This window comes from Streptomyces longhuiensis (assembly GCF_020616555.1).
Taxonomy (GTDB): Bacteria; Actinomycetota; Actinomycetes; order Streptomycetales; family Streptomycetaceae; genus Streptomyces; species Streptomyces longhuiensis.
Window position 1 is genome coordinate 7,709,752 of record NZ_CP085173.1, and the last position, 16,806, is coordinate 7,726,557.

A 16,806-nucleotide genomic window follows, 5' to 3' on the forward strand; every position below is an offset into this window, starting at 1 on the left:
GCCCCCGGGTGCTTCACGGGGTCCCGCACGTCCTGCTGCCGGGTCCTGCGCGTCCTACACGTCCTGCCCGTTGCCGCCGCCCTCGGCGATCGCGGACTTCTTGATGCCCTTGGTGATCTTGTCCATCGACGTCACGTCCGGCGCCTTGTCGTTCACGTCGATGCCGAAGCGGACGACGACGAGCGACTTGGGGTTGGCGGGCGCGGGGAAGACCAGCGACTCGACGTAGCCGTCGTCGCCCTTGGCCGTGACGACCTGCCAGCGCACCAGGTAGCCCTTCTGGCCGGCCACGGTGACGGCCTCGGAGGCCAGCTCCTTGTGCGAGGTGATCTTTCCGTAGATCGCGCCGCCGTACGACTGCTGCGCGTTCTTGGAGATGTCCTCCTTGGCCGCGGCCTCCGCGCCCGTCGCCTTGAGCTTCAGCGCCTCGGCCGACGCCGAGAACGCGCCGCCGCGCACACACTGCTGCTTCGTGTCGCCGGGGCAGGCGTACGGGCCGGTCGTCACCCCCGCGTTGCCGCCCTTCGTCGTGCCGCCGGTCCAGCCGTCGAGCACGGGCATCGACACCCCGTTGACGAGGTCGGCGGCGAAACCGTCGCCCGAGCCCGGCGCCTGCGGAGCGCCGCTCTCCCCGCCGGAGCCGCCGGAGCCGCCGCTGTCACCATTGCCACCGCTCCCGCCAGGACCGTCACCCGGAGCCTGGGGAAGTCCCGGAGAAGCAGAGGGACTTGACGACGAGTCGGCCCGGTCGCTCTTGCCGTCGCCGCCCCCGGACGTCAGCGCGTACACACCGCCGACGATGCCGCCGACCACCACCACAGCGACAACGGCGGCGATGGCTATCTTGAGGCCGCGCTTCGGCTTCGGCTCCGGGTAGGCGGGGTAGCCCGGATACCCGGGGTGGCCGAACTGCCCCGGCGGCTGCGAGGTCTGCGGATAGCCGTACGCCTGCGGATGCGCGCCGGGAGCCGCCGGCGCGTACGCGGGCGGGCCCGGCGCGGCGCCGGTCTCGGCGGCACGGGTCTGCTCCGTCCACACACTGCCGTCCCACCAGCGTTCGGTGCGGGGGCCTTCGGGCTTCTGGCCGGGATCGGGGTACCAGCCGGGGGGAGTCACCTGGGTCATGGGCGCCACAGTATGAGGCGTGCGTGAAAGAGGCATGAGAGGGGGCGGGTCCCGATCCGGAAGGGCCCCCTCCCACTTATGGCGAAGACCTGCGCAGACCCCCACCCACAACCCCCCGGCTACGGCTACTCTCAACATCTGTACGTCGATTGAGCGACTTCGGGAGGGTGCGGGATGACGCAGAGTCGGCCTGAAGGAGCCGCCTCGGCCGCCCTGTGGGAGCGGGACAAGGAGATCGCGGTCGTCGAGCGGGCGCTCGGCGAACTCTGCGGGGACGCGGCGTCGTCGGGCAGCCTCGTCGTGTTCAGGGGCGAGGCGGGCATCGGCAAGACCGCCCTCCTCGAAGAGGTGCGCCGCATCGCGGCGGGACGGGCCATGGTCTGGTCGGCCCGCGGCGGCGAGACCGTCACCTCCGTCCCCTTCAACGTCGTACGCCAGTTGCTGCAGCCCGCCCTCATTGCGCTCTCGCAGGAGGAGGCCCGCGAGTACTTCGGCGACTGGTACGAGATCGCGGGCCCGGCCCTCGGCATAGCCGAACCGGGCGGCCGCCAGGCCGACCCGCAGGGCGTGCGCGACGGACTCGTCGCGGCGGTGTCCCGGCTCGCCCGGCTGCACTGGCCGCTCGTCCTGCTCGTCGACGACGCGCAGTGGGCCGACGAGGAAACCCTCCACTGGCTCGCCGCGTTCGCCGAACGCCTCGACGACCTGCCCGTCCTCGTCGTGGTCGCCCACCGCGACGGCGAGGCCACCGCCGCCTCCACCGGCCACCTCGAAGCCGTCGGCGCCGCCGCCCGGCCCCGCACCACCCTGTGCGCCCTCACCCCCGACGCCACCGCGGGCCTCACCCGCGCCAGTCTCGGCGAGCACGCCGACGCCCCCTTCTGCCGCGAGGTGTGGGCCGTCACCGGCGGCAACCCGTACGAGACCGTGGAGCTCCTCGCCAAGGTCCAGGACAGCGAACTCGAACCCGCGGAAGCCTCGGCCGGTGAACTGCGCGCCCTGAACAAGTCGGCGCGCGGCCGCGGTCTGATCGACCGCCTCGAAGGCCTCGGCACCGACGCGACGCGCTTCGCCTGGGCCGCCGCCATCCTCGGCACCCGGATCGCCCACGACCTCGCGGCGCGGCTCGCCGGGATGACTCCCGGCGAGGCCGGCCGCTGCGCCGTGCGGCTGCGCGCCGCCCGCATCCTCACCGACGCGACGTACGAAGACGGCGCCGTGGGAATGGAGTTCGTGCACCCGCTGATCGCCACCGCCGTCTACCGCTCCATCCCGGCGGCCACCCGCACCGCCATGCACGGGCAGGCCGCCTGGGCTGTCACGGCCTCGGGCCACGGCGCCGCGGCAGCCTCCCGGCATCTCCTCCAGGTCCACCCGGACGACGACCCCGAACTCGTCGAGCAGCTGCGCACGGCGGCTGGTGAACACCTCGCGGTCGGCGCCCCGGAGGCCGCGCGCCGCTGTCTGGAGCGCGCGCTCCTGGAACCCCCGCTCCCCGACGTACGGTCCGAACTGCTCTACGAGCTGGGCTGCGCCACCCTCCTCACCTCGCCCGCCGTCACCATCGGCCATCTGCGCCAGGCACTCGGCACCAAGCCGGGACTCGACGGCGACGCGCGCGTGGACGCCGTGTGCCGGCTGTCCCAGGCCCTCGTCCACAACAACCAGCTGGAAGAGGCGCTGCGCGAGATCGACTCCGAGGCCGCCCGGCTCGACCCGGGCCCCTCTCGCCTCCGCCTCCAGGCCACGCGCTACATGTGGGAGGGCATCCACGCCGGCGAGGAGGACTCCCCGGGCCGCTCCCGCAGCCTCGCCGCGCTCGCGGGCTCCCTCACCGGCCGGGACAACCCCGAGCGGGTCCTGCTCGTCCTGCGCGCCTTCGATGCGATGACCCGCGGCGAGAACGCCGAGGTGGTGGTCGAACTCTGCGACCGTTCCCTCGTCAACGAACGCCTCGCGCCGGGCCTCGGCTGGACCGACCCCGAGTGGGGCTTCGAACTTCTCGCCATGCTCGGCAGCGCGTATCTCTTCTCCGACCGGCTCGACCGCGCGGAGAGCCTGTTCACGGAGGCCGTACGCGCCTACGAGACCGCCGGCTGGAGCGGCGGCCATCTGGCGCTCGCGCACGCCTTCGTCGGTTACGTCCACCGCAGGCGCGGCCGCCTCACCGACGCCGAGGCCGTGCTGCGCGAGAGCCTGCGCCTGGCCGACCGAGTCGGCCGCGGCCTGCCCATGCACTGGGACGCCGCGTGCATGCTCATCGACACGCTCGTGGCCCGCGGCCGGACCGGCGAGGCCATGGAGATCGCGGACCGCTACTCCTTCGGTCCGCCCTACCCCTCCACGATCGTCCTGCCCGACGCGCACTCCGTCCGCGGCCGCCTGCTGATCGCCGCGGGCCGCACGAAGGAGGGCGTCGACGAGCTGGAGGCGGCGGCCAAGGCGGCCACCGCCCGCGGCGGACACAACACGATCATGGCGCCCTGGGCCTGCGACCTGGCCCGCGCGCTCGCCACCGAGGACCCCGAACGCGCCAGGGGACTCGCCGCCGACGCCCGGCTCCAGGCCGAGCGCTTCGGTACGGACACGGCGATCGGGGAGGCCCTGCGCTGCGAGGCGGCCCTGGAGACGGGCCAGCGCTCCCTGACCCTGTACGCCAAGTCGGTCACGTACCTCGAAGCGTCACCCTGCGCGTACGAACACGCGGTGGCCCGCGTCGAGTACGGCATCGCGGCCCGCTCGGTCGCGGAACTCACCCGCGGCCTCACCCTGGCCAAGTCGTGCGGCGCCGACGGCCTGGCAGCCCGCGCCCGCGAGGTGCTCGACACGGGACGCGGCCTGCGCTGACGGAGGCGGCGGTGCGCCTGTACACCGACCGCCCGTCACCGCTGTCCAGGAGGTGACGGGCGGTCGGCGCGTACCCGGGTTCCCGACGGCCGGGGCCTACGGCGCGTCCGGGCCGCTCTCCTCGGTGAGGACCCGCTGAGCCACGGCGAACGCCGAATTGGCCGCGGGGACACCGCAGTACACCGCGGTCTGCAGCAGCACGGCGCCGATCTCGTCGGGTGTCAGGCCGTTGCGCAGCGCGGCGCGCACGTGCATGGCCAGCTCGTCGTAGTGGCCGTGGGCCACCAGCGCCGTCATCGTGATCATGGAGCGTTCGCGGCGCGCCAGCGTCGGGTCGGTCCAGATCTCGCCCCACGCGTAGCGCGAGATGAAGTCCTGGAAGCGGGCAGTGAAGGGGCTCTGCCGGGCCTGCGCGCGGTCGACGTGTGCGTCGCCGAGCACCTGCCTGCGCACCTCCATCCCGCGTTTCGCGCCCCCGCCGAGCTGGGCGCGCAGCGCCGTGATCACGGGTTCGGGGCACTGGGCGGGGGCGAGGTGCGAGGCGCCCGCGATCTCGACGAGCGACGAACCCGCCACCGCGTCGGCGATCTCCCGCAGATGCGCGGGCGGCGTCGCCGGGTCCTCGCGGCCCGCGATCAGCAGCGTGGGAGCCGTGATCGAGGAGAGGTCCTCGCGGATGTCGAACGCGGCGAGCGCGTCGCAACAGGCCGCGTACGCCTCGGAGTCGGCGGTGCGGTGGTCCTCGACGAGGGCCGGCACGGTGAACCCGGGGGTGAACCAGCGCCGGTCGGCGGTCTCGGCGACCGGGCCGACCCCGTCGCGGCGTACCAGCGCGGCCCGTTCCTCCCAGGGCTTCGAGCCGCCGAAGTGCGCCGACGAGCAGATCACCGCGAGGCTCGTCACCCGCTCCGGGTGGTGGACCGCGAGGTGCAGGCCCACCGCGCCGCCGAGCGACACCCCCGCGTACGCGAAGCGCTCGATGCCGAGGGAGTCGGCGAGATCCAGGACGAGCCCGGCGAGATCGGCGACGGTCGCGCCGGGGCCGATCAGCGCGGCCGGGGACTCGCCGTGACCCGGCAGGTCCCAGCGCACCACCCGGTGGGTGACGGACAGTTCGGGCGCGACCGCGTCCCACAGCGTGGTGGAGGTGCCGAGCGAGGGGCCCAGGAGGAGCGGGGGAGCGGTGGCGGGGCCTTCGGCGCGGTGGTGAAGGAGCGTGCCGTGGTCGGGGGATGCAGTGCTCAATGTCGCTCCAGAGCGCGGTCGGTGAGGGCTCCGGCGGAGCCGGTGTAACGGACGGGGTCGGCGAGGTCGGCCAGGTCGACGCCCTTGAGGTCGGGCTCGTCGGCCAGGATCCCGGCCAGTGTCCTGCCTTCGGCGCGGGTGCGCCGCGCCGCCTCGGTGAGCAGGGACTTCGCGCGGGTACGCCCGAGCAGGGGCGCGAGCTCGGCGGCCAGACGCTCCGAGACGATCAACCCACGGGTGGCGAAGAGGTGTTCACGCATCACGTCCGCGTGGACCTGAAGCCCCTCGGCGAGCTCGGCGGCGTCGCGTGCCGCGCCGCCCACGAGCCGCAGGAGGTCGCGCAGCGGCTCCCACTCCGCGTGCCAGGCGCCGGCGGGGCGCTCGTCCTCGGCCGCCATCGACGCGTACAGCGTGGCGGCGAGCGAGGGGGCGCGGCGGGCGGCCGCCGCGACGAGCGTGGCCCTGACCGGGTTCGCCTTGTGCGGCATCGCGGAGGAACCGCCGCCCGCACCCTCGCCCAGCTCGCCGATCTCCGTACGGGACAGCGTGAGCACGTCCGCCGCCGGCTTGCCCAGCGCGCCGGCCGTGAACGCGAGCGCGCCCGCGAGGTCGGCGACCGGAGTGCGCAGGGTGTGCCAGGGCAACACGGGTGCGACCAGGCCGAGTTCGGCCGCGTACGCCTCGGTCAGCTCCCCGGCGTTCGTGGCGCCGAACACGCCGAAGGCCGCCAATGTGCCCGCCGCGCCGCCCAGTTGGACGGGCAGCGAAGCCCTTACGGCGCTGAGTCGGTCGCGCGCGTCGAGCACGAGGGAACGCCAGCCCGCCGCCTTCAGGCCGAACGTCGTCGGCACGGCGTGCTGCGTGAGCGTACGGCCCGGCATGACGGTGTCCCGGTGTGCGGCGGCGAGCCGCCCGAGCGCACGCTCCGTGCGCGCCAGGTCGCCGAGCAGCCCGTCCAGCGTCCGGGCCGCGACCAGCATGAGCGCCGTGTCCAGGATGTCCTGGCTGGTGGCGCCCCGGTGGACGTACGGGGCGTGTTCCGTGGCCACCGCGGCCGTCAGGTCGGCGACGAGCGGGATCACCGGGTTGCCCCCGGAGCGGGCGCGCAGCGCGAGGTCACGGGCGTCGAAGCGCCCCTCGTCCGCGGCGGCCCGCGTCACCGCGTCCGCCGCGGCCGCGGGCGCCAGGCCCAGGGCGGCCTGCGCCCGGGTGAGCCCGGCCTCCGCGTCGAGCAGGCCGCGCAGGACCGCCGCGTCCGAGGTGGCCGACTCGGCCGGGGAACCCGCCCGGCCGGGCGAGAGCAGCCCGGCGTCGGGATCGACGTGTGTCACTGGAACTCCAGGAAGACCGTTTCGCCTTCGCCCTGAAGGCGGATGTCGAAACGGTACGTGCGGTGCGCGTCTTCCTGCGGCTGCGCGAGCAGCGTCGCGCGCCGCTCCGCCGGCAGGCCGTCGAGCAGAGGGTCCGCGCCGTCGGCGAGGTAGGCGCGGGTGAACAGGTGGTGCAGCAGCCCGCGCGCGAACACGCACACGCTGATGTACGGCAGTCCCGCGTTGCCCGGCGGCAGGGTGAAGAGCGCGTAGTGCCCGTCGGCGTCCGTGGCGACCCGGCCGAACCCGGTGAAGTCCGTACCGTTGCGGCCGAGGTAGCCGCCGGTCGTGGTGTCGCGGCGCAGCGAGCCCGGCGCCCCGGCGAGCGAGCCGTCGGGTCCCGCCTGCCAGAACTCCAGGATGGCGTCCGGCACCGGGTCGCCCTGGCCGTCGAACACGTGGCCGTGCAGGGCGATCGTGTCGGGATGCCCCTTCGGCGCGACCTGCTCGCCCTCGGGGAAGGGCAGCGCGTAGCCGTAGAACGGGCCGACGGTGTGCGACGGCGTGGGGAGCAGCTTCTCGGGCACGGAGGTCATCGGCCTTCCTCGATCCAGGTGGCGGAGGGACCGTCGAGGACGATGTCCCACTCGTAGCCGAGGGAGAACTCGGGCTGCGACAGGTCGTGGTTGTACGCCGCGACCAGGCGGTCGCGGGCCGACTCGTCCGTCACCGACCGCAGGATCGGGTCGTAGCGGAACAGCGGGTCGTTCGGGAAGTACATCTGCGTCACGAGCCGCTGCGTGAACGCGTCGCCGAACAGGGAGAAGTGGATATGCGCGGGGCGCCACGCGTTGGTGTGGTTGCGCCACGGGTACGCGCCCGGCTTGACGGTGGTGAAGGAGTACCGGCCCTGATCGTCCGTCAGGGTCCGTCCCACACCGGTGAAGTTGGGGTCGAGCGGCGCCGGGTGCTGGTCGCGCAGATGCGCGTACCGGCCCGACGCGTTGGCCTGCCAGATCTCCACGAGCTGGCCGCGCACGGGGCGGCCGTCGCTGTCGAGCAGCCGTCCGGACACGGTGATGCGCTCGCCGAGCGGCTCGCCCGCGTGCTGACGCGTCAGGTCCTGGTCGATGTCGGTGATGTCCGTGGCGCCGAAGACGGGCCCGGACAGCTCGACGGTCTCCGGGTCACCGCCGTTCACGGCGACGAGCGGCTGCTTCGGGTGGCGCAGCAGCGAGCTGCGGTACGGCGCGTAGTCGCGCGGCGGGTGGTGCTGGGCGGGGGCGCCGCCCGCGCGCGCCTTGTCGTACGCGCTCTGGAGGTCAGCGACCTCGACGTCGATGTCCGACTGGGTGAGTGCCATGGTGGGTTCCTGAGTCCTTTAGCGTTCGAGGACGAGCGCGAGGCCCTGTCCGACGCCGATGCAGAGGGTGGCGACGCCGGTGCCGGAACCGGCGGCCTTGAGCTGGTGCGCGACGGATCCGGCGAGCCGCGCGCCGGACGCGCCGAGCGGGTGGCCGATCGCGATGGCGCCGCCGCGCGGGTTGAGGATCGCGGGGTCGAACTCGGGCCACTCGGCGACACAGCCGAGGACCTGGGCGGCGAACGCCTCGTTCAGTTCGAGCGTGGTCAGGTCGCCGAAGCCCTTGCCCGCCCTGGCGAGCGCGCGGTGGACCGCCTCGACGGGGCCGAGCCCGAAGTAGTGCGGGTCGATCGCGGCGACCCCGGAGGCCGTCACCCGGGCGAGCGGCTCGCGGCCGGTGGCCCTCAGCCCCTCCTCGTCGACGAGCAGCAGGGCTGCGGCGCCGTCGTTGAGCGGCGACGCGTTGCCTGCCGTCACCGTGCCGTTTTCTGTGCGGAACGACGGCTTGAGCGTGGCCATGGCCTCCGGCGACGCGCTCTCGCGCACGCATTCGTCGCGCGCCACGACGAGCGGGTCGCCCTTGCGCTGCGGGACGGCCACCGGCACGATCTCGGCGTCGAACAGGCCGTTCTTCTGTGCGGCGGACGCCTTCTGATGACTGCTCAGCGCGTACGCGTCCTGCTGCTCACGCGTGATCGCGTGCTTGTCGGCGATCAGCTCGGCCGACTCGCCGAGCGGCACGGTCCACTGCGGCTCCATCCGCGGGTTGACCATGCGCCAGCCCAGCGTCGTCGAGTACAGCTCCGCGTTGCCCGCGGGGAACGGCCGGTCGCTCTTGGGCAGCACGTAGGGGGCGCGGGTCATCGACTCGACACCGCCGGCCAGGGCGATGGAGACGTCGCCGAGCGCGATGGCCCGCGCGGCCTGGATGACGGCTTCGAGGCCGGAGGCGCACAGCCGGTTCACGGTGACGCCGGGCACGGAGGTGGGCAGCCCGGCGAGGAGCCCCGCCATGCGGCCGACGTTGCGGTTCTCCTCGCCCGCGCCGTTCGCGTTGCCGAAGTACACGTCGCCGATCAGCGCCGGGTCCAACTCCGGTGTCCGTGCGAGCAGTTCACGGATGACGTGCGCGCCGAGATCGTCCGGGCGGACCGGGGCGAGGGAGCCGTTGTACCTGCCGACCGGCGTGCGGACGGCATCGACGACGTAGACGTCCTTCATCGGGTCTCCTCCGGGAGGCGGATCTTGGCCGCGGTCCTCGCGGTGACGTCGTCGGCGGTGACGCCGGGGGCCAGCTCGACGAGTTCGAGCCCGTCGGCGGTGACGTCGAGGACGCAGAGGTCGGTGATGACGCGGTTGACGCAGGCCTTGCCGGTCAGGGGCAGGGTGCAGTCCTCGACGATCTTGGGCGTGCCGTCCTTGGCGGTGTGGGTCATGGCGACGATGACCGTCCGCGCGCCGTGGACGAGGTCCATGGCCCCGCCGATACCGGTGATCATCTTGCCGGGGACGGCCCAGTTGGCGAGGTCGCCGCGGGCGGAGACCTGCATCGCGCCCAGCACGGCGACGTCGATGTGGCCACCGCGGATCATGCCGAAGGAGAGCGCCGAGTCGAAGTAGGAGGCGCCGGGCAGGACGGTGACGGTCTCCTTGCCGGCGTTGATGAGGTCGGGGTCGACCTCGTCGTCGGCCGGGTAGGGGCCGACACCCAGGATGCCGTTCTCGGACTCGAGGATCACCTCGACGCCGGGCGGCAGGTGGTTCGGGATGAGGGTCGGCAGGCCGATGCCGAGGTTGACGTACTGGCCGTCGCGCAGCTCGCGTGCGGCGCGTGCGGCCATCTCTTCGCGGGTCCAGGCCATCAGCTGCTCACCGTTCCTCGTGCCGGAGGCGCGGAGACGGTGCGCCGTTCGATCTGCTTGTCCGTGGCCTGCTCGGGGGTGAGGGCGACGACGCGCTGGACGAAGATGCCGGGCAGGTGCACGGCGTCGGGGTCGATGTCGCCGGGTTCGACGAGTTCCTCCACCTCGGCGATGGTGATGCGTCCGGCCGCCGCGGCGAGGGGGTTGAAGTTGCGGGTCGACTTGTTGAACACGAGGTTCCCGTGGCGGTCGCCCTTGGCGGCGCGCACGAGGGCGTAGTCGGTGCGGATGCCGTGCTCGAGGACGTAGTCCGTGCCGTCGAAGGTGCGGACCTCCTTGGGCGGGGACGCCAGCGCCACACCGCCCTGACCGTCGTAGCGCCAGGGGAGTCCGCCCTCGGCGACCTGGGTGCCGACGCCGGCGGGCGTGTAGAAGGCGGGGATGCCGGCGCCGCCGGCCCGCAGGCGCTCGGCGAGCGTGCCCTGCGGGATCATCTCGACCTCGACCTCGCCGGACAGGTACTGGCGGGCGAACTCCTTGTTGGCGCCGATGTACGACCCGGTGACCCGGGCGATCCGCCCGGCCGCGAGCAGTACGGCCAGGCCCGAGTCCATCGCCCCGCAGTTGTTGGAGACCACGCTCAGGCCCGTGGTGCCGCGCTCGTGGAGCGCGCCGATGAGCACGTTCGGGACGCCGACAAGACCGAACCCGCCGACCGCGAGGGACGCCCCGTCCCCCACATCGGCGACCGCTTCCGCGGCCGTCGCCACCACCTTGTCCATCCGAGCCAGCCTCTCCACGTACGTCGATCGATCACTCGCCACCGAATTACTCAGCGCACTGAGCATTTATGTGACTGGCGCTTACGGTGCCATCGCATTGCCCGGACCGTCAATAGCCAAGGGTAGAGACGGTTGGCGTGGGGGAGTCGACTCGACACGGGCTGCCCAATGGTCGAGTATTGGTCAGTACACACTCGAAAAGCAGGCCATGGATCGACGTCCCGCACGACGCGGCGGCGCGACTCGGAAGCCCTGCCGACCCAGACCGGAGGTCCGCGATGGCCGCGGTGGATCTGACCACCCACCCGGGGCACCTGGCCCGGCGCCTCCAGCAGGCGCACTACCTGCTGTGGAACACGATGGTCTCCGAGGAGATCACCTCGCCGCAGTTCGCCGTCCTGAACGCGCTCGTCGCCGAGCCCGGCCTCGACCAGCGCACCGTGGGCGAGCGCGTCGGCCTCGACCGCTCGACCATCGCCGAGGTCATCAGCCGCCTCAGCCGCCGCGGACTGATCGACAAGGTGCGCGACCCGCAGGACGGCCGCCGCTCCCTGCTGCGTCTCACCGACGAGGGCACGCGTGTCCACCGCAAACTGACCGTGCGCACGGCCCGGATGAACCAGATCTTCCTCGCGCCGCTCTCGGCCGACGAGCAGGCCCTCTTCTTCGACCTGATCCAGCGCGTCTCGGACGCCGCGGAGGGGCTCCGCAACCCGACGGAGCCGCTCGCGAAGGCCTGACGACGGCGCCCCGATGCGAGCCGGGGAGTCCCGGTGCGGGCCGGGGCTCTCACCGCTCGGCGAAGAGGACCCACACCTGTCCGGGCGCGAACGTCATGCGCTTGCCGCCGGCCGCCGTCGTGAACTGGGTGCCGTCGGCCGCCGAACGCCGCTCCCACCGCACGTCGTAGGCCCGCCCGTCCCGCAGTACCGTCGCCTTGCCCGTACCCACGGTGTCGGAGAACGGTGAGGTGTTCCCCGACCGGTCGTGGAACCGCGAACCGCGGACATCCACGTACTGGACCACGACGGTCGAAGCGTTCAACGGCCCGCCGTCCGTGGTGCGCGCCCGGGTGCCGTCCATCGACACCTGCCAACTGCCGCTCTGCGTAGACCAGGTGAAAGTGAAGCGCGCCGCCGGGAAGCGCACCGTGAGGGTGTTCTTCGCCTGCCCGCCCGCCGGGGGCGCCCCGAACGTGACCCCGGCCGACGCCAGCGCACCCGCCTTCGGCGTCACGCCCAGCTTGGCGGGGCGGAGGTAGAGGTTGTGCGGCGCCGGTCTGTCGCCGCCGCGGAAGTACGCCGCGGCCGGCGCCTCGCCGGGCGGAAGCGCGGTGAGCGGGGCCTCGGCGATCAGCGGCAGGAGCTTCGACTGGGCGCCGGAGAAGGCGAGCGCGGGGCGGTCGAACTGCCGCAGCAGTTCGATATCGGTCTCGCGGGCGCTGCGCACCGGGCCGACCACGGGCGGCAGCCGGGTCGCGTACACGGCCATCAGCCGGCTGAGGCCGCTCTCCACCTGCTCGGCGTAGACGATGTCCGCCCGGCCGATACCGGTCTGCGGGCGCGCCGGACCCACGTTGTCGATCTTCACCGCGAGGACGGGGCCACGGGCTCCCTCGGCGGTGGGGCTCGCGGAGTGGCCGTCCGGCGGGTGCCTGTCGCCCACGGTGCACCCGGCGGCCGTGGCGGCCAGCACCGCGGCGACGATCACGGTCCGTCGCCCACGCGTCACCCGCATCCGTCGTATTCGCACGAGTGGGTGATACCCGCCCGGGGGCGGATCGATCAGCTCAGGTCGAACATGTTCGAAACAGTGCTCGGCGGTGGGCGGCCCCGGCCGGCACAGTTCTCAGGCGCGGCCCTCAGCGCAGCACATCCGCCAGGTCGTACCGGACCGGCTCGTCCAGCTGTGCGTACGTGCAGCTCTCGGGCGTCCGGTCCGGGCGCCAGCGGCGGAAGCGGGCCGTGTGGCGGAAGCGCGCGCCGTTCTCCATGTGCTCGTACGCCACCTCGGCGACCAGCCGAGGTTCGAGCGGCACCCACGAGAGGTCCTTCTTGCCGGTCCAGCGGCTCGTCGCCCCGGGCAGCCGGGCCTTCTCGTGCGCCGACTCCTCGGTCCACGCGGCCCACGGATGGTCCTGCGCGGACTCCAGCCGCAGCGGCTCCAGCTCCGCGATCAGTTCCGTACGCCGCTTCATCGTGAACGCCGCGCACACGCCCACGTGCTGGAGGACGCCTTCGTCGTCGTACAGGCCGAGCAGCAGGGAGCCGACCACCGGGCCGCTCTTGTGGAAGCGGTAGCCGGCCACGACGCAGTCCGCGGTCCGCTCGTGCTTGATCTTGAACATCAGGCGTTCGTTCTCGCGGTAGCGCAGGTCGAAGGGCTTGGCGATCACCCCGTCGAGGCCCGCGCCCTCGTACTGCTCGAACCACGTCTGCGCCAGCTCGGCGTCGGTCGTCGACGGGGCCAGGTGGACGGGCGGCGTCGCACCGGACAGCGCCTCGGCCAGGCGGGCCCGCCGGTCCACCATGGGCGTGTCCATCAGCGACTCGTCACCGAGGGCCAGTACGTCGAACGCCACGAAGGACGCCGGGGTCCGCTCCGCCAGCGTCTTCACCCGGGACGCGGCCGGGTGGATGCGTTCGGTGAGCGCGTCGAAGTCGAGCCGGCCGTCCCTGGCGATCACGATCTCGCCGTCGAGGACACAGCGCTCGGGCAGCCGGTCGAGGAGCGCGGCGACCAGCTCGGGGAAGTAGCGGGTCAGCGGTTTGCCCGTGCGGCTGCCGATCTCCAGGCCGTCGCCGTCCCGGAACACGATCGCGCGGAAGCCGTCCCACTTCGCCTCGTAACTCATCCCCGGCGGGATCTTCGCGACGGACTTGGCGAGCATCGGCTTCACGGGTGGCATCACCGGCAGATCCATGACCATGAGCCGATTCTGACGCGATACGCCCCCACTCGCCCGGTATGCGCAAGTCGGTCGATGCGCCTAGCGTGGCCCGCATGGGCAAGTCGAACGGCGCGGCGGTGGAGCTGGAGGCGGGGGAGCGGACGGTACGCCTGTCCAGCCCCGACCGGGTCATGTTCCCGGAGCCCGGCTACACGAAGCTCGACCTCGCCCGCTACTTCCTCTCCGTCGGCGACGGCATCGTGCGCGCCCTGCGCGACCGCCCCACCACCCTGCAGCGCTACCCCGAGGGCCTGGACGGCGAGTCCTTCTACCAGAAGCGCGCCGCCAAGAACCTGCCCGACTGGATCCCCACCGGCACCATCACCTTCCCGAGCGGGCGCCATGCGGACGAGATGTGCCCGACCGAGATCGCCGCCGTCATCTGGGCGGCCCAGTACGGCACCCTCACCTTCCACCCCTGGCCCGTCCGGCGCGCGCACCCCGACCACCCCGACGAGCTGCGCATCGACCTCGACCCGCAGCCCGGCACCGACTACACCGACGCCGTCCGCGCCGCCCACGAGCTGCGCTCCGTCCTCCATGACTTCGGCGGTCTGCGCGGCTGGCCCAAGACGTCCGGCGGCCGCGGCATGCACGTCTTCGTGCCGATCGCCCCGCACTGGACGTTCGTCGAGGTGCGCCGCGCCGCCATCGCCTGCGGCCGCGAGCTGGAGCGCCGTATGCCCGACCGCGTCACCACGGCCTGGTGGAAGGAGGAGCGCGGCGAGCGCATCTTCGTCGACTTCAACCAGACCGCGCGCGACCGCACCATCGCCTCCGCCTACTCGGTACGGCCACGGCCGAACGCCCCCGTCTCCGCGCCGCTGCGCTGGGACGAGGTCGACGATGCGCGCCCGGCCGACTTCGACATCGGCTCCATGCCGGCCCGTTACGCCGAACTCGGCGACGTCCACGAGGACATGGACGAGCACGCCTTCCGGCTCGACGCGCTCCTCGAACTCGCCGACCAGGACGAACGGGATCGCGGCCTCGGCGACATGCCGTACCCGCCCGAGTACCCGAAGATGCCGGGCGAGCCCAAGCGGGTACAGCCGAGCCGGGCCAGACACGAGGACTGACCCGGCTCATCTTGCTCAACTGCCTTGTGAATAATGCCTGTTACAGCTCCTTGACGCGGATGTCCCGGTACGAGATGACGTCCGTCGTGCTGTGCACCTGGAGCCCGACATAGCCGGAGGAGAACCGCCGGCCGTCCGTGCCCGGGTCGTCACCGCGCGGCGGTTCGAAGACCTGACCGCCCGTGTTGTCGAACTCGTTGATCAGGACGCCGTTGCGCAGGATCGAGAAGTGCTGGCCGACCACGCGGATCTCGTAGTCGTTCCATGTGCCCTTCTGGGTGACGCCCGCGCCCGCGAGACCCACACGGTCGAAGCCGTAGATCGAACCGGTCTTGTACATGTCGCCGTCAGGACGGTCGAGGACCTGCACCTCGTGCCCGTACTTGATGGCGACCCACTCCGGCCGCGACTCCTCCGGGTGGTCGTGGACCCACGGGAAGCGGACGAAGACACCGCCGTTGGCGTTGCCCGTGCCCGGCGCGTCGTCCCGCCACTGGAGCTTCAGCGAGAAGTCGCCGTACTTGCGCTGCGGGAACCACAGCATGCCCATGCCCTCGACCGTGGTGCTCGACGTGATCGAGCCGTCCGGGTTCAGGCCGAACTTGCCGCCGCCGACCTGCTCCCACTTGTCGAGCGAGCCCTGCGTGCCGTCGAAGATCTTGCGGTAGCCCTCGGTCTGGCCGGGCTTGCCGATTCCCGACTGCTTGGCGGCGCGGTTGATCTTGTTGTACTCGCGCTGGTCGATCACGCCTTCCTTGAGGAGCTTGTCGGTGACGGTCTTGACGTGCTTGAGGAAGAGGGCCTGCGAGGTCCACTCCCGCTCGTCCTCGATCAACTCGTTGATCCGGCAGCGGTTGTTGGTGACCCGGTTCGGGATGCCCGTGTCGACCGTGCCGACGATCACCGTCAACCGCTCGTCGAACTCGGCGCAGTTGGGCGCCGGGACCCCGCCGCCCGTGGCGACCGTGAAGGCCTCCGACTTCGCCGCCGACGTGTTGCCGGCCTTGTCGCTCGCCCGGTACGCGACCGTGTGCGCGCCCGCCCGGTCCACCACGACCGGCGCCGTGTAGGCGAGGTAGGGGCCCGCGTCGAGCGAGTACTCGATCTTGTCGACACCCGAGTCGGCGTCCGTCGCGGAGACCGTCACCTTGGCGCTCTTGAGGTACGCGCCGTCGGAGTTCTTGTCGCCGTCGACCTTCGCCGACACCTCGGGCGGCGTCTTGTCCTGCACGGGCGGCGTGACCACGGTGAAGTCGACCGACTTCTCGGCGGCCACGTTCCCCGCCTTGTCCGCGGCCCGGTAGCGCACGGTGTGGGCGCCCACCTCGTGCACCATCACCGGTGAGGTGTACGGCTGCCAGGCGCCGTCCGACCCCACCGCGTATTCGATGGTGTTGACGCCGGACCCGGTGTCGGAGGCCGTCACCGTGACCGTCGCCATCGAGAGGTACTCGCCCTTGTCGTTCTTCTCACCGCTGACCGTCGCCGAGGTCTCCGGCGGAGTCTTGTCGTCCGTCGGCGGCGCGACCACAGTGAAGTCGACCGACTTCTCCGCCGCCACGTTCCCCGCCTTGTCGGACGCCCGGTAGCGGATCTTGTGCGCCCCGACCTGGTCGACGACCACCGCGGTCGTGTACGGCTGCCAGGCGCCGTCGGCGCCCACCGCGTACTCGACCTTGTCGACACCGGAGCCCGCGTCCGTCGCCGTCACACTGACCGACGCCGAACCGACGTACTCCCCTTGGGCGTTCTTCTGCCCCTCGACCTTCGCCGAGGTCTCCGGCGCTGCCGTGTCCTCGCCGCCGCCCTCGGTCACGACGAGGATGCCCTGCATGGCCTCGTGGCCGGGGATCGAGCAGTGATAGCGGTAGCGGCCCGGGGTCAGCGTGACCTCGACCGAGTGCTTGCCGCCCTCACTGTCGTTCGGGTTGGCCAGGATGTTCACCGGCACGTCGTTGTTGTACTCGGGGTCCGACGTGTCGAACGTCAGCGTGTGCGGCATGCCCATGGTGTTGCCGGTCGCCGCGCTGTTCTCGAAGACGATCGTCGTCGCGCCCGCCACCGCCGTCGTCGGCGCCGAGGCGTACTTGGTGATGTCGTCGCTGCCGGTCCAGGTCAGGACCTGCTGCGCGGCGGCGACCGGGGCGTCCTGCCCGAATGCGACGGGGGAGCCGAGTCCGAGCGCCATCAGCAGGGCGGCGAACAGCGCCGTCCACAGTCTTCGCCGGTTCTTGCTGCGCATC

The 16,806-nt window shown here is 72.3% G+C and carries 14 protein-coding genes; 3 read left to right on the forward strand and 11 right to left on the reverse strand.

The window, feature by feature from the left end:
• Positions 1–54: 54 nt before the first annotated feature.
• A complete protein-coding gene (locus LGI35_RS35165) occupies positions 55–1,125 on the reverse strand; it encodes a DUF2510 domain-containing protein (protein ID WP_227298310.1) in 1,071 nt (356 codons plus the stop codon).
• Between the two features lie 174 nt (positions 1,126–1,299).
• Here LGI35_RS35165 and LGI35_RS35170 point away from each other — a divergent pair, with 174 nt between their 5' ends.
• Positions 1,300–3,972: an ATP-binding protein gene (locus LGI35_RS35170; protein ID WP_227298311.1), complete on the forward strand. Its 2,673-nt coding sequence runs from the start codon at positions 1,300–1,302 to the stop codon at positions 3,970–3,972.
• Positions 3,973–4,068: 96 nt separating this feature from the next.
• Here LGI35_RS35170 and pcaDC read toward each other — a convergent pair whose 3' ends face one another.
• Genes pcaDC through LGI35_RS35205 form a run of 7 tightly spaced genes read right to left on the reverse strand, consistent with a single transcriptional unit; the run spans position 4,069 to position 10,534 of the window.
• Positions 4,069–5,217: a bifunctional 3-oxoadipate enol-lactonase/4-carboxymuconolactone decarboxylase PcaDC gene (gene pcaDC, locus LGI35_RS35175; RefSeq protein ID WP_227298312.1), complete on the reverse strand. Its 1,149-nt coding sequence runs from the start codon at positions 5,215–5,217 to the stop codon at positions 4,069–4,071.
• Complete coding sequence (gene pcaB / locus LGI35_RS35180) at positions 5,214–6,548, reverse strand: 3-carboxy-cis,cis-muconate cycloisomerase (RefSeq protein ID WP_227298313.1); 1,335 nt, start codon at positions 6,546–6,548, stop codon at positions 5,214–5,216. The genes pcaDC and pcaB overlap by 4 nt, the downstream gene beginning before the upstream one ends.
• A complete protein-coding gene (gene pcaG, locus LGI35_RS35185; RefSeq protein ID WP_227298314.1) occupies positions 6,545–7,123 on the reverse strand; it encodes a protocatechuate 3,4-dioxygenase subunit alpha in 579 nt (192 codons plus the stop codon). The genes pcaB and pcaG overlap by 4 nt, the downstream gene beginning before the upstream one ends.
• Positions 7,120–7,890: a protocatechuate 3,4-dioxygenase subunit beta gene (gene pcaH, locus LGI35_RS35190; protein WP_227298315.1), complete on the reverse strand. Its 771-nt coding sequence runs from the start codon at positions 7,888–7,890 to the stop codon at positions 7,120–7,122. Before pcaH ends, pcaG begins: the two co-directional genes overlap by 4 nt.
• Before the next feature lie 18 nt (positions 7,891–7,908).
• A complete protein-coding gene (locus tag LGI35_RS35195) occupies positions 7,909–9,111 on the reverse strand; it encodes a thiolase family protein (protein WP_227298316.1) in 1,203 nt (400 codons plus the stop codon).
• On the reverse strand, positions 9,108–9,752 hold the full coding sequence (locus LGI35_RS35200) for a CoA transferase subunit B (RefSeq protein ID WP_227298317.1): 645 nt from the start codon (positions 9,750–9,752) through the stop codon (positions 9,108–9,110). Before LGI35_RS35200 ends, LGI35_RS35195 begins: the two co-directional genes overlap by 4 nt.
• Positions 9,752–10,534 carry a CoA transferase subunit A gene (locus tag LGI35_RS35205; RefSeq protein WP_227298318.1) on the reverse strand — a complete coding sequence of 261 codons (783 nt, stop codon included), beginning with the start codon at positions 10,532–10,534 and terminating at the stop codon, positions 9,752–9,754. Before LGI35_RS35205 ends, LGI35_RS35200 begins: the two co-directional genes overlap by 1 nt.
• A gap of 278 nt (positions 10,535–10,812) precedes the next feature.
• Between LGI35_RS35205 and LGI35_RS35210 the strand changes: the two genes are divergently transcribed.
• Positions 10,813–11,274: a MarR family winged helix-turn-helix transcriptional regulator gene (locus LGI35_RS35210; RefSeq protein ID WP_227298319.1), complete on the forward strand. Its 462-nt coding sequence runs from the start codon at positions 10,813–10,815 to the stop codon at positions 11,272–11,274.
• A gap of 49 nt (positions 11,275–11,323) precedes the next feature.
• Here LGI35_RS35210 and LGI35_RS35215 read toward each other — a convergent pair whose 3' ends face one another.
• Both LGI35_RS35215 and LGI35_RS35220 read right to left on the reverse strand, forming a co-directional pair.
• Entirely contained in the window at positions 11,324–12,271 is a 948-nt protein-coding gene (locus tag LGI35_RS35215) for a DUF3048 domain-containing protein (protein ID WP_227300660.1), read from the reverse strand.
• Between the two features lie 124 nt (positions 12,272–12,395).
• The gene (locus LGI35_RS35220) at positions 12,396–13,457 is read right to left on the reverse strand and encodes an ATP-dependent DNA ligase (protein ID WP_227300661.1); all 1,062 of its coding nucleotides are present in this window, start codon (positions 13,455–13,457) and stop codon (positions 12,396–12,398) included.
• 80 nt (positions 13,458–13,537) lie between these two features.
• Here LGI35_RS35220 and ligD point away from each other — a divergent pair, with 80 nt between their 5' ends.
• Positions 13,538–14,563: a non-homologous end-joining DNA ligase gene (ligD, locus tag LGI35_RS35225; RefSeq protein WP_227298320.1), complete on the forward strand. Its 1,026-nt coding sequence runs from the start codon at positions 13,538–13,540 to the stop codon at positions 14,561–14,563.
• A 40-nt stretch (positions 14,564–14,603) separates the two neighbouring features.
• On the opposite strand, the gene LGI35_RS35230 is transcribed toward ligD, so the two are convergent.
• Complete coding sequence (locus LGI35_RS35230) at positions 14,604–16,805, reverse strand: OmpL47-type beta-barrel domain-containing protein (RefSeq protein WP_227298321.1); 2,202 nt, start codon at positions 16,803–16,805, stop codon at positions 14,604–14,606.
• Position 16,806: the final 1 nt, after the last annotated feature.